This window comes from Chryseobacterium viscerum, assembly GCF_002899945.2.
Taxonomy (GTDB): Bacteria; Bacteroidota; Bacteroidia; order Flavobacteriales; family Weeksellaceae; genus Chryseobacterium; species Chryseobacterium viscerum.
Window position 1 is genome coordinate 137743 of record NZ_PPEG02000009.1, and the last position, 20097, is coordinate 157839.

Genomic DNA, 20097 nt, shown 5'->3' on the forward strand with positions numbered 1-20097 from the left:
ATGAAAAAGACGTTATCAATTATCGCCTTGTCTATTATAGGCTTTGGGTTAGTTTCATGTAAAAAAGAAAACAAAGAAACTCAAAGTACTGAAACTGCAACTACTGATTCTGCGGCTGTTGCGGCTCCGGTAATCACTGATTCTGCAGCAACACCTGCAACAAGTGAAGCAGTTGCTCCGGTTTCGAACGAACCATCTACTTCTGTTGCTTTATCTGAAAACAGCTTCGATTTTGGAAAAATCAAAAAAGGAGACAAAGTAGAGCACGTATATGAAGTTACCAATACTGGGAAAAACCCTTTAATTATTTCTGAAGTTAAGCCAGGATGCGGATGTACAGCTCCTGATTTCACAAAAGAACCGATTATGCCGGGTAAAAAAGGAAAAGTTACATTGCACTTTGATTCTTCAAGCTTTGACGGAAACGTTCAGAAATATGCAGATGTTTTTGCAAACGTAGAAAAATCTCCAATCAGATTAACGTTCACAGCGAACATTCAACCATAATAATTAATATATGTTGACATTATTTTTACAGGCACAGGGTGGATCTTCACCGATGATGCTGATCATGATGGGGGTGATGTTCGTCGGATTTTATTTCCTGATGATAAGACCTCAGATGAGAAAACAAAAGCAGGAAAAAAACTTTCAGGAAAACCTTAAAGTAGGAACCAGAGTAGTTCTTACCTCAGGTCTTCACGGAAGAATTGCTCAGGTTCAGGATGACGGTTTTGTGATCGAAACATTATCCGGAAAACTGAAATTTGAAAAAGCGGCGGTTTCAAGAGAAATGACAGAATCCCGTTTTGGAGATAAAGCGAAATCTGCTGATAAAGCAGATGACAAAAAAGAAACAGCAACTGAAGAAAAGAAATAATTCAGTCTGAAGATATTTAGCAGCGGCGGGTGAACTTCGTTCACCCGCCGCTGCTTTTTTATTGATAATGTTTTGACCTATATTATAAAGATGATTAATGTTTTTCACTAGTGAAATTGTCATTCTGAATACAGAGTGGAAGTCTGTAGACTTAATTCAAAAAATGGAGCGAAGAATCTCATAAATCATATTTCCTTTTCTCAATAGTTGATAATATGCTTGGGAACATTTATGCCCATTTGTGAAAACAATTAGTGAGAGTAGTGTTTAATAAAAAAATTATCTTTGCCATATGAGTCAAAACACAAACAAAACAGTTCTTATTCTGGGGGCCAATTCTGATGTAGCAAAACAATGTATCAGGCAATATCTTGAAAAGGGATTTTCAGTGACCGCGGCTTCCAGAAATACAACTGCTTTGGAAGACTTTATAAATTCAAATAATCTGGACCGTTCAAGAATTTCTGTTTTGTATTTTGATGCTGCAGATTTTGATTCCCATCCTAGATTCTGTGCAGATCTTCCCGTAAAGCCTCATATTGTAGTGTATGCCGCAGGATTTTTAGTTGATAATCAAAAAGCTTTGGCTGATTTCAAAAGAGCTAAACAGATGATGGAGGTCAATTATATGGGTGGAGTATCCATCCTGAGTATTATTGCTATGGATAAAAGCAATATAAATCTGGAAAGGATTATTGGTCTTTCCTCGTTATCCGGAGTCAGAGGAAGAAAAAGCAATTTTGTGTACGGAAGTACCAAGTCTGCATTTACTCAGTTTTTAGCTGGATTAAGACAGGAAGTAGCTTCCCGGAAAATAATTGTGAATGCCTTGGTGATTGGCTATATCAGAACAAAGATCAATGAAGGATTGGAACTGAATGAATCCTTGATCATGGAGCCTGATTATGTGGCGAAATTTATTGTCAACGCAGGCAATTCTTTTACCATTGTTCCGAATTTTAAATGGAAGATGATTTATATGATTTTAAAATTACTGCCCGAAGGTTTGGTGGCAAAATTGCCTTAATCCCGTTGTTTAGAATATTTTTGAACAAAATCCCTGAAAGTATAATAATCAGATCCCTCAAAAGCGGATGATGTAAAGATGATATTGATTTTGTTTTGCAGGAGGTTCAGAATAAGATAGTCACCGATAATTTTATACCTTATTTTATCCCAGTTAGAACCTGTTATATTGGTAGGTTTCTGAATGGTTATAGATTCTTCATTAAGAATAATGAAGCTTCTTTTTTCATTCTGCTGTTTCAATTCATCGATGCGTTTTTCAATCAATTGATAGGTCTGTTTTTTTGATTTAAAATAGAGTACACTCAACAAGCAAATGTATCCGATACCCAGAAATCCAAGGAATTTGAATGTATAGGGAATGATACTTTTATCAAAAATTTTTATAGGTAAAAAGCCAATTAACAAAAAGAATAAAGCACAAGTTCCTAATATTTTCAATGGAAGAAAATATTTTTTCCATCTATATTGAAAGAAAAATTTCTGGCTCTCTCTTTCTCTGTTTTCATTAAAAATAATTTCAAATTGAATAGACTTTTCCATCATGTTGTTATAAAAAGATTGTTATCAAAAATATATAATTAATTGATAAGAGGTTGATAAAATATTAATTCCGGAATAAGAGAACTTCGGTATCGTTTTTGTAATTCTATGACCTGAAAATTATTTCTTTCTGTAAGATTCAATTTCTGAATGATTATTGAGAAGCTGAAACAATCCGTTCTGCTGCCAATCTATTTTAATCTATAATATCATTTGCTTTCACTTTTGAAGTGTAAGGTCAATTTTATTTTAGACAGGTAGTATTCAATTTCATTTTTTTAATCCAGCAGAAGTCAATATCTCATCAATATAAATAGTAAACACACAGTATAAAATGGACGATTTAGAATTGAATAAAATTCAACAGCACTGGGACACTTTAATTTCTTCAGCAATTTCATGGGCACCGAGAGTTTTTACAGCGGTTATTTCTGCTTTACTAATTTATCTTATCGGGTCGTGGATGATACGAATGATCAAAAAGCTTGTTGCGAAAGGTTTCAGAAAACGTAATATGGAAGCTTCTTTACAGCATTTTCTTTTAAATATTATCAACTGGGGGCTTAATATTCTTCTCTTTATTGTAGTAGTTACTCAGCTAGGAGTACAGACTTCTGCATTTGTTGCAATGATTGGTGCTGCAGGTTTGGCCATAGGTCTTGCATTGCAAGGATCACTGACAAATTTTGCAGGTGGAATCCTTATTTTATTGCTGAAACCTTTTAAGATAGGCGACTTTATTTCTACTAATAGCGGCGTTTCAGGAACAGTACAGGCTATAGATATTTTTCATACAAAACTGGTTACCCCACAGAACCATTTGATTGTTATTCCAAATGGGGTGGTGTCAAATAACAGTATTACCAATTTTACCCAATTAGGAACCCGTAGAACATCATTGGATATTGGGGTTGCCTATGATGCTGACCTAAAGCAGACCAAGGAAATTTTGCTGAACGTAATAAGAAGCAATCAATATGCTCTTGCAACACCAGCGCCACAGGTAATGGTTACTGAACTTGGGGATAGCGCTGTCAATTTATCAATAAGAGTAAGTACTTCTACTGAAAACTTCTGGGCGATGAACGAAGAACTGATCATAGATTGCAAAGAAGCTCTTGACAAAGTAGGAATCGGAATTCCTTTTCCACAAAGAGATGTTCATGTTTACAATAAATAATTGTATTTGAAATAATAAAAAAACTCCTGCATTAATAAAATGATGCAGGAGTTTTTATTTGTTATAAAATCATTTACCTTTTTGTCTTGCTTTTCTTTGCAATATTTCAAGAATTTCAGCATATTTATCAGTTTCATCTTCACTGATAAGATATGTGAAAATAGTGTTCATATCGATATGAATTAAAATCATTTTATTAGAAACTTCATAAGTGATTTTCCCCCAAATACTTCTTATATCATATTGCTCACATTTAATATGAATACTTTCCTCATCAAAAATAAATTCTGTTATGGGATGGTAGCCTTTTAGCTCATCAATATGTTTATTCATTTTGTTAGAATAATTTGCTTTTTGATAAAAAAAGTTGATCAGGCAAACAATAAAAGCAATCCCTAAAAATGTTGTTGTAAATCTTAGAAAGTCATATCTGCTTTTATTACTAAAGAGGCTATCAAAAATGAAGATGGCCAATAGAGCATAAAATAAGTTCATCAAATGAACCGGAAGTTTCTTTTTCCAAGAATAATAAAAATATTGCCACAATTGTTTACGGACAATATTCTCATTAAAATGAATATGTATTTTTTTCTCTTCCATGTTTAAAATTTTTTGGGTGCAAAAATATTGAAATTATACAATGTTTAAAGCCATTTTAATTATATACTTTTTATCAAAAAAATTTAAGGTTCCTTTTTTAATGCTTTTTGTCAAATGACAATTGTTTTTATCAGCCAGTTTTATACCTTTATCTTACTGTAATCCGTGGTTACAACAAAAATATGGAAGAGCTTTTTAACTATATCAAAAAATTCGGGATACTGAATCCTCAGGATGAACTTTTGATTGCTGAGGGAATTCACGAAATCACTGTAAAGAAAGGAGAGCCTTTTATAGAAGCAGGAAAGGTAAGTCAGAGAATTGCTTTTGTGAAAGAAGGTGTTTTCCGGTCTTTGTATTATAATAAACAGGGTGATGATTTTACCAGGTATTTCATCTATGAAGGAAGGTTTATCGGAGATTTTCAGGGTTTTACGGACCAGCTTCCTGCTCATGAAGATATTGAGGCTATTACCGATGCTGTATTGCTGGTAATCGATCTTAAACATCTTAAAATACTGGAAGAGAAAATTGCAGTATGGCCGGTTTTATTTACCAGAATCCATGCCTTTGTCGTTGAGAATAAACTGAAGGTAGCGAGTATCATGCTGAATCAGGATGCGAAATCCCGTTATATTCATTTTTTAAATCATTATCCCGGTCTCGCCAATAGAGTTCCGCAATCTATGCTGGCCTCTTATCTTGGGGTTACTCCTTCATCATTGAGCAGGATCAGAAGAAATATAGTTTAAAATTATCAGTGATAAATGATAATTGATAGATGATACCACTTTGAGTGCAAGAGTAATAGAGTTTGTGAATTTTTACTAACTTCTAGTATCTAATTTCCCAATAAATCTCTTTTTGTCAAATGACAATGGTCTTTCTCATTGACTGCCATAGCTTTGCCTCATAAAATTAAAGTACGAATATGGATATTGTATTAGGATTGCAGTGGGGAGATGAAGGAAAAGGAAAGTTTATCGATCTAATCAGTGAGAATTATGACATTACAGCACGTTTTAATGGCGGCTCTAATGCTGGGCATAGCATTGAACGAAATGGACGAAGAATTACCCTTAAAATGATTCCTTCGGGAATTTTTATGAAAGGAGTACAAAATGTTATTGGCACAGGAACAGTCCTGGATCCTGTAAGTTTTAAAAAAGAAATTATAAATCTTCAGTCATTTGATGAAACGGTTCAGCCGGAAACCAATATCATTATTTCATTAAAGGCTCACTTTGTACTGCCTACTCACAAACTTCTGGATATTTTTATGGAGGAGAGTTCTGATTATACCACAATCGGAACAACCAAAAACGGAATTGCACAGGCGTATTCAAATAAAATTTTAAGACAGAATCTCAGAGTAGGAGATATGTTTACTCCCGACTTTAAAAGCAGAGTGCAGCATATTTTAGAGAGGGATTACAAAATGCTTGCAGAAGGGAATATGGAAATTCCTTCTTTGGAAGAGATCAGCAATGAGTTTTTCGAAGCAGTAGATTTTCTGAAAAGATTCAACTGTACTGAAACGGAAATATATCTGAATAACGCTTTGGCAGAAGGGAAAACAATATTAGCAGAAGGATCTCAGGCCGCCATGCTGGATATTGACCATGGAACTTATCCTTATGTAACGTCTTCTTCCACAACAGCTTCTGGAGCGAGCAGTGGATTAGGTGTTTCACCGAAAAAGATCGGTGAAATCTTCGGGATTGCCAAAGCATACTGTACCAGAGTGGGAAACGGTGTGTTTCCGACAGAGTTATTTGATGAGTTAGGCGAGGAGATCAGAACAAAAGGAAATGAGTTTGGTTCCAATACAGGACGTCCAAGAAGAACTGGATGGCTTGATCTTCCTGCTTTAAAGTATGCGGTGATGATCAACGGTGTAACTCAGCTGGTTCTGACAAAAGCAGATGTTTTAAGCGGATTGAAATCAATTGCCATTTGTACCCACTATGAACTGGAAGATGGAAAAACAGTAGCTGTTTCAGGTTTGCTTCCGGAAAATGGGAAACCCATACTGAAATGGATGAATGGATGGGATGCTGATTTTTCTGTGATGAAAAGTCCTTCGGAGTTGCCAAAAGAAGTCAATGAGTTTCTATTATTTCTGGAAACAGAATTAGGAATCCCAGTGGCATATCTTTCGACCGGGCCGGGAAGAAATGAAATGTTGAAATTAATCAGTAAATAATTATAGAGCAGGAAGTATATACTGATCTGATAAATATAAAAAGCTAGGAAATACATTTCCTAGCTTCTTTATTTGGATGAAAAAGTTTAGTTAACTTTTGTAAGTATAAAACGCTGCTTTGTAGAAGGCTGAACCGTTTGGTCCGTAGTGCCGATTACAATAGGGGTAAGATTAGCTGTTAAGCCATTTTTTACCTCTAATCTCAATGCCGGAGCATTCTTAGGAGCGAATCCAAAGCCATTGTTTCCAAGATTGAATAATAACCATTTCTGAGAATCTGTATTGGAATTGGTTCTTAATTCAACAGCTGTTCCATTCGTTGTCCCGTTACTTTTTACGGTGAGCACCTTTGTAGGATCCAATATAGATTTGATGATATAATAACCGTGATCTGATTTGCTGAAAGTAAATTTCTGGTTATTCCCTGTAGAAGCTGAATACAGAATTATACCGGTACCATCTGCTGTGGAACTTCCGGAAATATCCAAATTTTTATCATTCGCTAAAGATGTTGTCATCGTATACGTTCCGTTGATTGCAGAACTAGCATTCACAGGTCCATACAAATGATTTATTCCGGCATAATCACCGGCAGACAATCCTGTCCTTTGCTTGGTGAATGTGGATCCGTCCAGCTTAGTCATTACCGGCTGGCTTGAGTTGATAGCAAAGTCCGTAGATTGATACATCATGACTGAACCGAAATCAAATGCGCCATGTCCTGCGTAATCATTATAAAGATTGAAGTTATGACGGCTTCCCTCTACAGCTTTGTTAACATCTACAATAATGTACTGATCTCTATCTGGGCGGCACTGCTCATGCATGATTCCCATAGAGTGCATCACTTCGTGAGCAATAATTGCGGGATAAGTGGTATTATAGATTTTAATACCGTTAACCCTGTTTTTTTGCCATCCAAGTGGAGAACTGTTGGTTGTTGTATAAGTAAAGGTGATGTACTCTGTTTGATTGGTACGTTCAACAAACTGAACACTGGTTTGAGAAGAAATCATATCAAACGCTTTGTTGATATTGGTAAGAAATGTATTATAATTCTGAGTACTCAGACTTCCTTGGCTGGGTAATGTATAATAGACTGTTGCATTCGGCCAGGTCTTAATAAAAGAGCTTACAATGGTACTTTTCTCAGCTGTTGACATTTGAGAATTGGCCTGCATCTTTAATTTATCAAACTGCTCGGAGCTAATCGTAATATCATCTGCATAAAAATATTCACCATTTACTTCATTAACATACGTGTAAGTTCCGTTAATTAATAATTTGTGAATCTTTGCATTTTCTAGCTTCGTCGTTGTAGGATCCATTGAATCTGATTGTGGATTTTCAATATCCGACCTACATGAATTTAGTGCCAAAACAAGGCATCCTGATAGGAGTAATAGTTTACTTTTCATATTATTTAATTTTGGTTTGGTGATCAGGTTGTAAAATATGAACAGCTATAGTATTACCCTACGCAAAAGATTACAAAATAAGTTAATTTCTAATTTTGATTAAGTCATCATTTTAACCCAGCTGTATGTTGTAAATGTATTGATAATATATTATATTTGAATATAACATAATATAATTATTGTTTTATCGTGTATTTGTTTAATTAATGTAATAATTTCGTTAATTAATTTATAATGTTTTATTTTTTACTATTAAATTTCGAATTAAATTATTTCACTAATATTTGATATGATAGCTAAATTGCTCCTTTTTACTAATATAAAGCTCATTATATTACCAAATTAATAAAGTTTATTGAAATTTATAATGTGATGGACTGCAAATAATGCAACCTCATGAATGCTTATTTTTCAAAAATAATCTGGTCAGTAAAAAGCATTAGTAACTGCAGGGTTAATAGAAGATTCCTGTAATTTAGAATATAAAAAAAGCGGGGCAAATGCCCCGCTTTACATTTATGCTTTTAAGTCTAGTTTTAATTCTAATTCATCGAGCTGTGCATCAGCAATCGATGCAGGCGCATCGATCATCACATCTCGTCCTGAATTGTTCTTAGGGAAAGCGATATAGTCTCTGATCACTTCGTTTCCGTCAAGGATCGCTACCAAACGGTCAAACCCGAATGCCAACCCTCCGTGCGGCGGTGCTCCGTATTTGAAAGCGTTCATCAGGAATCCAAACTGAGCTTCAGCTTCTTCTCTTGTAAATCCTAACAAATCAAACATTTTAGACTGAAGATCTTTATCAAAAATTCTGATAGATCCTCCTCCGATCTCATTTCCGTTCAGAACCATATCGTAAGCGTTTGCTCTTGCTTTTCCTGGATCTGTTTCCAATAAGTGGATATCTTCAGGTTTTGGAGAGGTGAACGGGTGGTGCATTGCATGGTAACGTCCACTTTCTTCATCAAATTCCAATAGAGGGAAGTCGACTACCCAAAGCGGTGCGAATACATTTCCTTTTCTAAGTCCCAAACGATTTCCAAGCTCCATTCTCAATGCAGAAAGCTGAGCTCTTACTTTGTTTTCGTTTCCGGAAAGGATCAGCATTAAGTCTCCTTCTTTTGCTCCGAATTTCTCAATGATTTTCGCCAGATCTTCTTCGTTATAGAATTTGTTAACGGATGAGGTTTTTACTCCATCTTGCTGGAATTTTGCCCAAACCATTCCTGAAGCTCCAACCTGAGGGCGTTTTACCCAATCCACAAGTTCATCAATTTGTTTTCTTGTATACTCTGCACATCCTTCTACATTGATTCCGACAACCAATTCCGCATCATCAAATATCTTAAAGTCTTTTCCTTTTACCAGCTCGTTCAGTTCTACGAACTCCATTCCGAAACGGATATCCGGTTTGTCATTTCCGTATTTTCTCATCGCATCTGCGAAAGTCATTCTTGGGAAATCTCCGAATTCCTGACCTGTAATATCTTTAATAAGGGTTTTAGTCATTCCTTCGAATACGTTCATAACGTCTTCCTGTTCTACGAAAGCCATTTCACAGTCGATTTGTGTAAATTCCGGCTGTCTGTCGGCTCTTAAATCCTCATCACGGAAACATTTTACAATCTGGAAATACTTATCCATTCCACCTACCATCAAAAGTTGTTTGAAAGTCTGTGGAGATTGTGGTAATGCATAAAACTGGCCCGGATTCATTCTGCTTGGTACCACGAAGTCTCTTGCTCCTTCCGGAGTAGACTTGATCAAAACAGGAGTTTCCACTTCAATGAAACCTTCTTCAGATAAATAATTTCTTACTTTCTGTGCCATTTTGTGACGGAAGATCAGTTTATCTTTTACCGGATTTCTTCTGATATCCAGGTAACGGTATTTCATTCTCAATTCCTCACCACCATCTGTTTCATCCTCAATAGTGAAAGGAGGCAGCTGAGATTCATTCAGAATAGTCAGTTTTTCTACAAGAATTTCAATTTCTCCTGTAGGAATATTAGGGTTTTTGCTAACTCTTTCAATAACTCTTCCGGTAGCCTGAATCACAAATTCACGTCCCAATTTTTTAGCCTCTTCCATCAATTGCGCAGAAGAACGCTCCTGATCAAAAACCAGCTGGGTAATTCCGTAACGATCTCGAAGATCTACCCAAATCATAAATCCTTTATCACGGATAGTTTGTACCCATCCTGATAGTGTAACTTCTTCATTCAGATTTTTCAGAGATAGCTCTCCGTTGGTGTGTGATCGAAACATAATTATTTGTTTAAAGTTCAATGTTTAAGGTTCAATTCCGAACCTCGAATTTTTCGTTGGCAAAGATAAGATTTTTGCAGGTTTTATAAATAAAAAAAACTTCCTTTCGGAAGTTTCGTATATTGTTTTCAGGTTTTTTAATCTCTATTACCGCCTTTTTCTATCAGAATTTTCTTTATTTCTTCAGTACCTTTTGTTTCATCAGCTACTTCAAGAGGTGTTCTGTTCTGACATTTTTTATTAACATTGGCCTTGTTGGCCAACAGGAAGTTGATAATGTTCTTTCTATCAGACATTACACTGAAACCAAGTGGTGAATAAAGTATATCTCCAACGAGGAAACATTTGTTGTAATCTCCTGGGGCAAACTGTTTTTTAAATGTTGCTATATCATCAGAATAAATGGCTTTCATCTTTTCCTGAGTCATCTTCTGGGCAGATAACATGCTGCCAGATAGTAACATTCCAAATAGAAAAGTAGTAGAGATTATTTTTTTCATAAGGATAATTTTTAAGAATATACAAATCTAAATTAAATTTTATTACCAATTGCTAAGTTTTGTTAATAATTGGATTTGTATTTTTGGGATTACATAAATTATTGATTGCGAAATGACAAGATATGTTGAGTTTTTGAAAAAAGCATTCAGTGGGGAGGAAACTGATTTTACGAAAGTGAATATCAGAAGTGCTGTCCTGCTTTTAGCGATTCCCATGATGCTGGAAATGGCTATGGAATCTGTATTTGCACTTGTTGACCTCTATTTTGTCGGCCATTTGAAAGAAAGTGGTTTTGCAATTCAGACGGTAGGGCTCACGGAATCTGTACTTTCTATAATGTACTCTATTGCGATTGGGATGAGTATGGCGGCAACAGCTTTGGTGGCAAGACGAATTGGTGAGAAAAATCCGGAACAAGCTTCCAGAAGTGCTGCGCAGGTATTACTGGTCTCATTTATTATTACTTTTATTTTAAGCTTACTGGGAGTGGTGTATGCCGAAGAAATTCTGATCCTGATGGGCTCAAAACCAGAAGCAGCAGCCTATGGAAAGGATTTTACCAGAATTATGATGGGGAGCAGTACGATTATCATGCTTTTATTTTTAATTAATGGTATTTTCAGAGGTGCGGGAAATGCGATGATCGCCATGAAAAGTTTATGGATAGCGAATATTGCCAATATTATTCTTTGCCCGATCCTGATTAAGGGGCTAGGACCTGTTCCTGCTTTAGGACTTACCGGAGCTGCTTTGGCAACAACAATAGGCCGTAGTATTGGGGTTATTTACCAGTTGTATCATCTTTTAGTTGCTGATACCCAGATTCGTATTAAACTTTCTTATTTTAAACCGAGTTCAGAATTAATCAAATCCATTGTAAAAATTGCAACACCGGGAATTTTTCAGTTTGTTATTGCTTCATGCAGCTGGATCTTTCTTGCGGAGCTTGTGGCGACAACAGGAGGCGAAAATGCCTCAGCAGGTTATCAGACGGCTTTAAGATTGATGATGTTCTTTATACTTCCAGCCTGGGGACTGAGTAATGCAGCTTCTACACTGGTAGGACAGAATATGGGAGCCAATGAGATGTTGAGAGCAGAACAGTCGGTGATGAAGACGGTAAAATATAATGCCATCTTTATGTTGGTGGTAAGCCTGATATTTATTTTTATGGGTGATTTCTTAGTCGGTTTTTTCACTCAGGATGTAGCGATTAAAGATTTTGCTAAAAATGCTCTTCAGATCATGAGTACAGGATTTATCTTCTATGGAATCGGTATGGTAATGATCAATGCCTTTAATGGAGCTGGCGATACCTGGACGCCTACATGGGTGAATCTTTTTGGCTTCTGGCTGTTTCAGATTCCGTTGGCGTATTTTTTATCAAAGCATCTGGATATGGGGCCAAAAGGTGTTTTTATTTCAATTCCTGCTGCAGAAACATTGATTACTGTAGTCGCATTTATTTTATTTAAAAAAGGAAAATGGAAAACTATAAAAGTTTAGAAGGGATGGATGATGGAAGAGGGAAGTACTACAGGTCTGAAATATCTAAAATATCCTTTATAAACAGAGGTACTGACCTGATGACAGAGAATCGAAAATAGCAATCTAAGAGTCACTTCCAACCTCATTCCTCCAGCTTCCCTTCCTAATTTATAAAACTTTAACAGCTTCATTAATTGGATTTTAGAACTGTATTCTTTAAATTCGTAGTATAACAAATACATATTACTATGGGAAAAGGAGACAAAAAATCAAGAAGAGGAAAAATCAATTCCGGGAGTTATGGTAAAAGAAGGCCTAAAAAAGCCTCAAAATCTTTTGCCGCTTCTGAAGAAAAATCTAAAAAGTAATTAAAAATAAAAAAGACCGAAGATTATCTCTCCGGTCTTTTTTTATGAAATTAAATTAATTATTTTCCTCCAAGAATATTGCCAAGGATGCTGCCTAAACCGCCGCCGCCTTGTTGCTGTTGGTTTCCACCACCCAATACACTTCCTAGTATATCGTTCAGTGGATTTCCTGATGATTGAGATTGTCCGCCGTTTCCTAAAACACTTCCAAGAATGTCATTTAAAGGATTAGACTGCTGAGCCTGAGCCTGGTTGGAAGCATTCCCAAGAATTCCTCCTAATAGATCTCCTAAGCCACCAGCTCCTACATTACTCTGCTGTTTCTGCTGTCCAATATAACCCATTACTACGGGTGCCAGCATCGCCAGAATAGGACCGATTTTGTCTATTGAAATTCCAGTATTCTGTGACAATTGATTTTCAACAGTACTTTTCTGATCACCAAAAATATGACCAAGAATGGATCCTCCTTCATTCTGTCTGGCTTCAATCTGAGAAGCGTCGTTCAAGATACTTCCGTTATGGTCTTTATCTAAAGCGCTGTTTAAAGCTTCTGCTTCTTTAGCATCCTGAGACTTATTTCTAAGATAAGAAATGATAAGAGGGGTAGCTACTGCTAATAAGGCGATTACCTGATTTTTGCTGATTCCGAATTTGTTCTCAGCTTGTTCAGCAACCTGATTGCCTGTGTTCCCTGTAAGTAGGTCGATTAAACTCATTTTTTGTGTTTATTAAGTATTAAGTGAACCAAAGTTATCAAAAAATATGCCTCATAAAATGACCGCCTCTCATAATTATTGTTAAAGTTTTCGGATCTGTTCTTCCGTGTACCCTTTGCTTTTTAATACCTTGATGTACTCTAGAGCACTTATTGTCATCCATTCGATAGGTTCAGGAGCTTGCTTCTTATCAATAGTGAACTCCAGAATGCCTACATTATTATTCATCCATGGAAGAGCATAATAATCCAGACCGCCTTTGTACTCCTTAAATACATGAAATTCCTTTCCTTTATCTGTTAAAAGTATAACGTTGTAAAAGAGAAGATATCCCACAGGTATCAGTAAGCATACCCATGAAAATTTTCTTAAACGGGCATACTTTGCAGAAGAAAGACCATACCCGATTGACAAAGCAAAAATTATATTGAAGGGCAAAAAGAAAACGTAATTATCTGATACAGCATAAAACGTAGAAAACCCGTATACACATACTGCCCCGACAGCAAAGACAAAAAACATCTTTCTATGAGTCTTGTACAAAAGCAGAATGCCTGCGACTCCGAAATAGGTAAATAGATTGAAATTATATATCAGATACACCAAAGATTGGAAAAAATCTTTCACATACTGAATTGTACTTTTTTTCAAAGAATCTTCTACCCAGGTTCCCTGATCAGAGCTATATGGTGAGTTGAAAGGCAGCCCCTGGGAAATATTTAGAATAAATAAAGAACCAAACAATGCTGCAAAAATAAATAGAGAAGCTATTGCGTATTTTCTTTCGTTTCTGAAATAAAATAAAAAGATCAGTAAGGCGGGTATTAGCAAGATGTTTTGAATGTGAACCCATAAGCTGATTCCTAAAAATAGGCTGCTCAGCAATATATAGATCCTCTTATTTTCTGTGAAACTTTTTATAACTGAAAAGAAAAAAAGGCTTACCCAGAGAGAATTATAGGTATATACTTCTACTATTTCCGCATTTCTCCAAAATGAGAAACTGAAACCAAAAACAAAAGCAGCCGTAAGGGATGCCCATTCTGTTTTTGAAATACTTTTTACAGTGAGATAAATAACAGAAACAGTTGCTGCACCTGACGAGACAACCAAAAACCGGCTTGCCTCAATGGCATTCATACCGATCAGATTTTTAATTAAAATGACGGTATTTATATATAAAAAATGACTTGTAGCATCAGCCACTACTGCCCATTCTTCTTTTTCTGCTGAGAGAACGAATCCTACGCAGTCTGCGAAAGGAATTTTTGAAAAACTTCCAGCGTAATAAATCCCAAGAAAAATAATAAACAAAAATATGGCTGATAAATATTTGTTCATATTAGTTCTTTACAATAGGGACATTAGAACAGGCTTCTCCGAACATCAGAGATTTTACAATAGGTTTTAGCTGTTCTACCAGCTCTATATAAGCATTTTCCGGAATTTCTTTATCTGAACAGCCCTTTACAAGGACTCTTTTTCCTCTCATCTCCTCAAAATCATGAGTCTGGATGGCATTGTGCATTAAAATAACTTCAAGATCCTCACGGTTTCCAAACACTACTTTTTTGGCAACGTCGGTTATCTTTGCTGTCAATACAAAATAAGCCCAAAGCGGGATAATAGTATCCACAGAATTGTAAATGTATATATAAGCGTCTTTGTATTGTTCAGTATCGATGGCATCTACCTTTTCACGGAAATCTTTTTCTTTCAGGATCATTTCCTGAAAAAGGAAATCTTTAAGGTCAATCCCTTTTCTTTCCCCCTTTGGAAGTAAAGTGGTAAGGTCAAAATTGATAAGGCCGCTTTCTGCAACTTTATTCCGTATTTCAAATTCTTCTGACATTTTTTATCATTATCTTTGAACAAATTTACGAATTAAGATCATATCTATTTTAATTTGTTCTCTATCCTTACTATAGAAATGAAGTATTACATTATTGCAGGAGAAGCTTCCGGTGATTTGCACGGCAGCAACTTGATGAAAGCCTTAAAGCAAAAAGATCCAAATGCAGAATTCAGGTTCTGGGGTGGTGATCTGATGAAAGCTCAGGGCGGAACACTGGTAAAACATTATCGGGACCTGGCTTTTATGGGATTCCTGGAAGTGGTGATGAACCTACGCACAATTCTGAATAATATTAAAATATGTAAAGAAGATATCCTGAATAATAAACCTGATGTTTTGATTTTGGTAGATTATCCGGGTTTCAATCTGAGGATTGCCAGATTTGCCAAAGAATTGGGAATCAAAGTCGTTTATTATATTTCCCCACAACTTTGGGCCTGGAAAGAAGGCAGAGTGGAGACGATTAAAAAATATGTGGATGAAATGATGGTAATTCTTCCTTTTGAAGAAGAGTTTTATAAAAAACATGGAGTGCATTCCCATTTTGTAGGTCACCCTTTGCTGGATGCTATTTCTGATCTGAAAGAAATCAGCACTGAGAAATTCAAATCGGAAAACGGGCTGAACGAAAAAGAAATTATCGCTCTTTTACCCGGTTCCAGAAAACAGGAGGTTGAGAAAATGCTTGAAATAATGCTTTCTGTGAGACCTCATTTTAAAGACTACCAGTTTGTCATTGCCGGTGCTCCTAGTCTTCCTAAAGAATTTTATCAGAAATATGTGGATGACAATGTTCATTTTGTATCCAATAGAACATATGATTTGCTGAGGTGCTCCAAAGCCGCTCTTGTGACTTCCGGAACAGCGACACTTGAAACCGCTCTGCTGAATATTCCTGAAGTAGTTTGCTATCGTGGAAGCAAAATTTCCTATGCTATTGCTAAAAGATTAGTTAAAAATATCAATTACATTTCCCTTGTCAATCTGATTATGGATAGAGAAGTTGTTAAAGAATTGATTCAAAATGATCTGAATACTAAAAATCTGGTGGCAGAACTTCACAAAATCCTTACCGGAGAAAAAAGAGAACAGGTCCTGAATGATTATACTCTTTTAAGAGAAAAGCTTGGAGGGAAAGGAGCCAGTGAGCATGCTGCTGAGGTAATTTTAAAAGTATAATTGTTATCAAACATCTAAGAATTTAATCTGCTTTTTAACTATGAATTATTCTGTCCGCTTTCTTTTATTATTGACATTTACATTGTTTTTCTCAAAAAGTTTTGCCCAGCAGAACAGTTCAAGAGATAAAGTTCAGATATTCTATTATGGATGGTATGGAAATCCAGCAAATGACGGAAGTTATCAACACTGGAAGCATGAGATCATTCCTCACTGGAGCAATCCGAAGTGGAATAATCTGGGACATCATAAAGGGGGCGATGATATTGGTGCTAATTTTTATCCTGCCCTTGGAAATTATAGTTCCAATGACACGAAGATCATTGAAAAACATATGAAGATGATCAAAGAATCCGGAGTAGGGGTAGTTGTAGTCAGCTGGCTTGGAAAAGATTCGTTTACCGATAAAAGTCTCATCAAATACCTGGATATTGCCGATCGTTTTGATTTAAAAATTGCATTTCACATTGAGCCGTTCTATAAAAGTACTTCAGAATTAAAAGAGCAGCTTTCCTATCTTGTAAAAACGTATTCCCACCATCATGCTTTCTATAAAAAAGAAGGAAAACCTTTGTTTTACGTATATGACAGCTATAAAATTCCTAAAGAAGAATGGGTGAAAATATTATCCAAAGATGGAGAGAAAACGGTTAGAAATACAGATTTGGATGCTCTTTATATTGGATTGTGGGTAGAGAAAGATGATGCGAAATTTTTTGATTCATCCGGTTTTGATGGCTTCTATACCTATTTTGCCAGCGAAGGTTTTGTATATGGAAGCACAACGGCAAATTGGGATTTCTTATCCAAATATGCCAATGATCATCATCTGATTTTTATCCCTTGTGTGGGTCCCGGGTATTCAGATACCAGAATCCGTCCATGGAACGAAGCGAATTTCAAAAGCCGAAATGGTGGTAAGTATTACGAAAATATGTTTGATGCTGCCATCAAAGTAAACCCCGATTTTATCGGAATCACATCATTCAACGAATGGCATGAAGGGACACAAATAGAACCGGCTATCCCTAAAAAAGTGGGGAACTTCAAATATGAAGATTATGGGAAAGATCCCTTATTTTATATCAAAGAAACGAAGCGTTTGACGGATAAATTTTTGAAAAAGAAATAACATACTTTCAAACTTTAATTTTATAGCAAAAAATCAAGTGCTCTTTTAATACCTTTGGTGAAAAGTAAAGTACTTATTTAGCTATTTAAGAGATCATATTTCATTGATTAATTATCTATTTTCCAAGGATAATTAATTGAAATTGCAAAAGCAGCCTCTCCTCATTCTGGTAATATTTTTTATTCTTGGAATTCTTTTTCAGGATAAGATTCTACTGTCAGGAATTATATTTTATTTAGGTATTGCGATTTGCCTGGTTATACTCACCACCATATGTTTTCATTCTTATTTTCTGCACAAAATTAAAGTTATTTTACTTGCACTTTTGTTCTTTGGAACGGGGATTATTCTTCATGGTTATACTATTTCTTCAAGGGATGTTCATTTGCTGGTAAAGAAAAAAGAATCCGTTACTTTTAAAATCTCTCAAAAATTAAATTCTACTGAGAAATATAGAAAGTATGAAGGGGCAGCCAGGGTAAGAAATGGGGTTTTAAATTCAATTTTTTATATTCCTAAGGGTCATCAAGAGCTGGATTTTATCCATTACTATAAAGCTGAAGGGTATATAACATCACCAAAAGCGCCTCAATATGATTTTCAATTTAACTATTTTCAATACCTGAAAAGAAGACATATTGACTACCAGGTTTATCTTTCAGAAGAAATTGTATCTGCAGAACGGAATGATCTGACAATTCCAGATAAACTACGGCAATATAGACTTACAGTTCTCAGGAAGATTGATAAAGCCGGAATGTCGGTGAAAACCAAAGAGTTTTTAAAAGGTATTATTCTGGCGGATCGTACAGAAATGGATGCGGATACTATACTGGATTTCAATAGGTCCGGTTTGATTCATTTTTTGGCGATTTCCGGGACTCATATTGTGGTTATTTTTGGAATGGTTTACTTTTTACTGATCCATTTTATTCCCCTAAGGTTCAGGAAATATGCAATTATTCTAAGCTTGTCTTTTATCTGGCTGTTTGCTGCTTTCATAGGATTTGGAAATTCTGTTTTGCGTTCGTGTATCATGCTGACGGTCTATTTTATATTTGTGTTGCTTCAGCGGAAACCCGATTTACTTCACTCCTTGGCATTATCAGCTTTTTGTATTTTAATTGGAGACACGCAGCAGCTTTTTGAGGTGGGATTTCAGCTTAGTTTTCTGGCCGTCTTGGGAATATATTGGTTGAATCAGCCTCTTTTGAAACATTTTCCAAAGCAGGATAATTATTTAAAAAAGATTCTCTTTAACACGATCACAATATCTTTATCAGCGCAGTTGGCAACGCTGCCTCTGGTATTGTATTATTTTCATCAGTTTTCATTCATCTCCATCATTGCAAATTTTGTTATCGTTCCTTTTTCTGAAATAATTATCGTTTTTTCATTCCTGATGACTGCTCTTTTTTCCTGTGGAATTGACTTTGGGCTTATAAATGGAATATATGATTTCGTTATTCAGATATTGTTGAAAATGATCCATTGGTTTGCTGATATAGACTTATTATTCTTTGAAAATATCTCTATGAATGGGGTAGAGGTTCTCTCCGTGTCAGCAGTTATCTGTTTATTAAGGCCGGTCATCTTAAAATTTAATTTTAAAAATTCTATGAGATTAATGATGGCTGTTGTTGTGTTTCTGATGATAAGAGTCGGAAGCAATGTCTTTGAAAATCAGAAAGAAGAGGTATTGGTTCATACCTTTAGTAAAAGCAAAATTTTTTCAATAAAAAAAGGAAATAATGCTTGTTTCTGGATTTCAAATAGGGAAAATAAGACAAAGGTTTTACAGTATATTGTGAGGCCTTATTGCGCTTCCAGAAGAGTGGGGTATTTTGAAATAAAAACCTTTTTACCCTCTACTCAGCAAGTTGTTTTCAGAGATAAGGTGTATGATCTGAAATAATGCTCTATAATTTATACGTTTTCCTCCACTTATAATGTGTATCATTCTTATTTAGAAAGATTACAAACTGTCTAATTGTGAGATTTCTCACTTTTCGATCTTGTTAACATTTCTTAATTTTGTGGGAAATTCAAATTTAAACTTATATGGCAGGTTTAACGAGTTCTACGATAGGTAGAAAATACGCTATGGCATTATCAGCTCTGTTTTTGCTGGTTTTTCTTATACTGCATTTGACAACCAATTTGTTATCAGTTCTGAATAAGGATGCGTTCAATACAGCATCTGACTTTATGGGCTATAATCCTTTTGTGCAGTTCTTAATGCAGCCTATTCTTGGCTTTGCAGTAATTTTCCATTTTGCGATGGGATTTGTATTGGAGATCAAGAATAATAAAGCGCGTCCGGTAAAGTATGCAGCAAACAACGCATCAGTGAATTCTTCATGGATGTCCAGAAATATGATTATTTCAGGAGCTGTTATTTTAGCTTTCTTGGCGCTTCACTTATATGATTTCTGGCTGCATGAAATTAATTACAAGTATGTGGACGGATTGACTCCTGATGCAGAACGTTTCTGGCCCGAGCTTCATGAGAAGTTTGCTGATCTTTGGAGAGTGGCTCTGTATGTGATCTCTTTTGTTCTATTGGGATTACACTTAGCTCATGGGTTTCAGTCTTCATTCCAGTCAATCGGAGCAAGACATCCAAAATATACTCCGGTGATCAAAGCTTTCGGGAAATGGTATTCAATCATTATTCCTGCAGGATTTATCATCGTAGCAGTTTACCATTTTATAACTCAATAATATCAAT

21 protein-coding genes are annotated in these 20097 nt (G+C 35.6%); 12 read left to right on the plus strand and 9 right to left on the minus strand.

Annotated features, from left to right (window positions below):
- The 3 genes from C1634_RS20280 (at position 1) to C1634_RS20290 (ending at position 1907) form a co-directional block, all read left to right on the plus strand.
- The gene (locus tag C1634_RS20280) at positions 1 to 507 is read left to right on the plus strand and encodes a DUF1573 domain-containing protein (protein ID WP_109739040.1); all 507 of its coding nucleotides are present in this window, start codon (positions 1 to 3) and stop codon (positions 505 to 507) included.
- Between the two features lie 10 nt (positions 508 to 517).
- On the plus strand, positions 518 to 880 hold the full coding sequence (gene yajC / locus C1634_RS20285) for a preprotein translocase subunit YajC (RefSeq protein ID WP_103232153.1): 363 nt from the start codon (positions 518 to 520) through the stop codon (positions 878 to 880).
- A 292-nt stretch (positions 881 to 1172) separates the two neighbouring features.
- Positions 1173 to 1907, plus strand: a complete 735-nt coding sequence (locus C1634_RS20290; protein ID WP_103232152.1) for an SDR family NAD(P)-dependent oxidoreductase — start codon at positions 1173 to 1175, stop codon at positions 1905 to 1907.
- Here C1634_RS20290 and C1634_RS20295 read toward each other — a convergent pair.
- Positions 1904 to 2452: a hypothetical protein gene (locus C1634_RS20295; RefSeq protein WP_103232151.1), complete on the minus strand. Its 549-nt coding sequence runs from the start codon at positions 2450 to 2452 to the stop codon at positions 1904 to 1906. The genes C1634_RS20290 and C1634_RS20295 overlap by 4 nt on opposite strands.
- A gap of 331 nt (positions 2453 to 2783) precedes the next feature.
- On the opposite strand from C1634_RS20295, the gene C1634_RS20300 reads away from it, so the two are divergent.
- Positions 2784 to 3629: a mechanosensitive ion channel family protein gene (locus C1634_RS20300; RefSeq protein ID WP_109739041.1), complete on the plus strand. Its 846-nt coding sequence runs from the start codon at positions 2784 to 2786 to the stop codon at positions 3627 to 3629.
- 69 nt (positions 3630 to 3698) lie between these two features.
- Here the strand turns inward: C1634_RS20300 and C1634_RS20305 are convergent, their stop codons facing one another.
- The gene (locus C1634_RS20305; protein WP_103232149.1) at positions 3699 to 4229 is read right to left on the minus strand and encodes a hypothetical protein; all 531 of its coding nucleotides are present in this window, start codon (positions 4227 to 4229) and stop codon (positions 3699 to 3701) included.
- A 182-nt stretch (positions 4230 to 4411) separates the two neighbouring features.
- On the opposite strand from C1634_RS20305, the gene C1634_RS20310 reads away from it, so the two are divergent.
- Positions 4412 to 4981, plus strand: a complete 570-nt coding sequence (locus C1634_RS20310) for a Crp/Fnr family transcriptional regulator (protein ID WP_103232166.1) — start codon at positions 4412 to 4414, stop codon at positions 4979 to 4981.
- A gap of 179 nt (positions 4982 to 5160) precedes the next feature.
- Complete coding sequence (locus C1634_RS20315; protein WP_103232148.1) at positions 5161 to 6435, plus strand: adenylosuccinate synthase; 1275 nt, start codon at positions 5161 to 5163, stop codon at positions 6433 to 6435.
- Between the two features lie 86 nt (positions 6436 to 6521).
- On the opposite strand, the gene C1634_RS20320 is transcribed toward C1634_RS20315, so the two are convergent.
- From C1634_RS20320 to C1634_RS20330, 3 genes are all read right to left on the minus strand, one after another.
- The gene (locus tag C1634_RS20320) at positions 6522 to 7853 is read right to left on the minus strand and encodes a M12 family metallopeptidase (RefSeq protein WP_103232147.1); all 1332 of its coding nucleotides are present in this window, start codon (positions 7851 to 7853) and stop codon (positions 6522 to 6524) included.
- 516 nt (positions 7854 to 8369) lie between these two features.
- Positions 8370 to 10124, minus strand: a complete 1755-nt coding sequence (aspS, locus tag C1634_RS20325; RefSeq protein ID WP_109739042.1) for an aspartate--tRNA ligase — start codon at positions 10122 to 10124, stop codon at positions 8370 to 8372.
- 137 nt (positions 10125 to 10261) lie between these two features.
- Positions 10262 to 10624: an ankyrin repeat domain-containing protein gene (locus C1634_RS20330; RefSeq protein WP_123921524.1), complete on the minus strand. Its 363-nt coding sequence runs from the start codon at positions 10622 to 10624 to the stop codon at positions 10262 to 10264.
- A 112-nt stretch (positions 10625 to 10736) separates the two neighbouring features.
- Here C1634_RS20330 and C1634_RS20335 point away from each other — a divergent pair, with 112 nt between their 5' ends.
- Positions 10737 to 12131 carry an MATE family efflux transporter gene (locus C1634_RS20335; RefSeq protein ID WP_103235198.1) on the plus strand — a complete coding sequence of 465 codons (1395 nt, stop codon included), beginning with the start codon at positions 10737 to 10739 and terminating at the stop codon, positions 12129 to 12131.
- On the opposite strand, the gene C1634_RS26135 is transcribed toward C1634_RS20335, so the two are convergent.
- Positions 12128 to 12304, minus strand: a complete 177-nt coding sequence (locus C1634_RS26135) for a hypothetical protein (protein ID WP_165835366.1) — start codon at positions 12302 to 12304, stop codon at positions 12128 to 12130. The two genes, C1634_RS20335 and C1634_RS26135, sit on opposite strands and share 4 nt — an antisense overlap.
- A 57-nt stretch (positions 12305 to 12361) precedes the next feature.
- Here C1634_RS26135 and C1634_RS20340 point away from each other — a divergent pair, with 57 nt between their 5' ends.
- Positions 12362 to 12481 (plus strand): 30S ribosomal protein THX, encoded by a 120-nt coding sequence (locus tag C1634_RS20340; protein WP_065119703.1) that lies wholly within the window; start codon positions 12362 to 12364, stop codon positions 12479 to 12481.
- Positions 12482 to 12540: 59 nt separating this feature from the next.
- On the opposite strand, the gene C1634_RS20345 is transcribed toward C1634_RS20340, so the two are convergent.
- From C1634_RS20345 to C1634_RS20355, 3 genes are all read right to left on the minus strand, one after another.
- Positions 12541 to 13200: a DUF937 domain-containing protein gene (locus C1634_RS20345; protein WP_103235196.1), complete on the minus strand. Its 660-nt coding sequence runs from the start codon at positions 13198 to 13200 to the stop codon at positions 12541 to 12543.
- An 81-nt stretch (positions 13201 to 13281) separates the two neighbouring features.
- Complete coding sequence (locus C1634_RS20350) at positions 13282 to 14541, minus strand: protein O-mannosyl-transferase family (protein WP_103235195.1); 1260 nt, start codon at positions 14539 to 14541, stop codon at positions 13282 to 13284.
- A gap of 1 nt (position 14542) precedes the next feature.
- Positions 14543 to 15052 (minus strand): DUF2480 family protein, encoded by a 510-nt coding sequence (locus C1634_RS20355; RefSeq protein ID WP_109739043.1) that lies wholly within the window; start codon positions 15050 to 15052, stop codon positions 14543 to 14545.
- A 78-nt stretch (positions 15053 to 15130) separates the two neighbouring features.
- Here C1634_RS20355 and lpxB point away from each other — a divergent pair, with 78 nt between their 5' ends.
- The 4 genes from lpxB (at position 15131) to C1634_RS20375 (ending at position 20090) form a co-directional block, all read left to right on the plus strand.
- A complete protein-coding gene (lpxB, locus tag C1634_RS20360) occupies positions 15131 to 16234 on the plus strand; it encodes a lipid-A-disaccharide synthase (protein WP_103232037.1) in 1104 nt (367 codons plus the stop codon).
- Positions 16235 to 16274: 40 nt separating this feature from the next.
- Positions 16275 to 17366: a glycoside hydrolase family 99 protein gene (locus C1634_RS20365; RefSeq protein ID WP_103232036.1), complete on the plus strand. Its 1092-nt coding sequence runs from the start codon at positions 16275 to 16277 to the stop codon at positions 17364 to 17366.
- Positions 17367 to 17508: 142 nt separating this feature from the next.
- Positions 17509 to 19281 carry a ComEC/Rec2 family competence protein gene (locus C1634_RS20370; RefSeq protein ID WP_228410124.1) on the plus strand — a complete coding sequence of 591 codons (1773 nt, stop codon included), beginning with the start codon at positions 17509 to 17511 and terminating at the stop codon, positions 19279 to 19281.
- Positions 19282 to 19427: 146 nt separating this feature from the next.
- The gene (locus C1634_RS20375; protein ID WP_103232034.1) at positions 19428 to 20090 is read left to right on the plus strand and encodes a succinate dehydrogenase cytochrome b subunit; all 663 of its coding nucleotides are present in this window, start codon (positions 19428 to 19430) and stop codon (positions 20088 to 20090) included.
- Positions 20091 to 20097 lie beyond the last annotated feature (7 nt).